The sequence below is a fragment of the Streptomyces viridosporus genome (assembly GCF_002078235.1).
GTDB classification, from domain to species: domain Bacteria; phylum Actinomycetota; class Actinomycetes; order Streptomycetales; family Streptomycetaceae; genus Streptomyces; species Streptomyces viridosporus.
Genome location: NZ_MSGP01000853.1, coordinates 1 through 584 on the forward strand (window position 1 = coordinate 1; position 584 = coordinate 584).

Below are 584 nucleotides of genomic sequence, written 5' to 3' on the forward strand. Positions count from 1 at the left end.
CGGCGTCCCGGCCTCGTCCGCCGCTTCCCTCGGCTCCCCGACCCACCGTCGGAACGGACCCCACGCACCCGGCACACACCACCGCCGCGATCACGCCCCCGGCGAACACCTTCCCCGACCGCTCGTCCAGCGAGCGGCACTGCCGCTGGGCCCCGAGGAGGAGGGCGTCGCGGAGACGCCGACGCCGGACGGAGACGGACTCGAGGAGCTGGTGGCCGTAGTCGTGCGCGGTCACGTCGGGAACTCGCCGAGCCGGTCGTGCCGGAGAAGGCGCCCGGGCAGGCACTCCGACTCGACCCCGACGGGGAAGCCGCCCGTCGTACGCCCAGCAGGCGATCGCAAGGGGCCAGAGCGATGACACCGTCCAGGTCCGTCGCCCTGCCCTCCGTGAGGGCCCAGTGCGCCTTGTGCGGCCTCAGCGCCTCCTCCATCGCAGGGCTGAATCCGGTCTCGTCCCTGCGCGCGAAGTGGTGGAAGAGGTTGATCGGCGGACAGAGCACGCCTTGCAACAGGTCTCGCGGGGCGATCCGCACCACGGCGGGATCCGACGTCTCCGGCGCAGCGGTGAGCTTCTCGCCGGCCCG

2 pseudogenes are annotated in these 584 nt (G+C 73.3%); both read right to left on the minus strand.

Going from position 1 to position 584, the window contains the following annotated elements:
- A pseudogene (locus B7L92_RS41730) lies at positions 1-235 on the minus strand (hypothetical protein); the annotation flags it as partial.
- A gap of 166 nt (positions 236-401) precedes the next feature.
- Positions 402-536, minus strand: a pseudogene (locus B7L92_RS43360) (Imm49 family immunity protein); the annotation flags it as partial.
- Positions 537-584: the final 48 nt, after the last annotated feature.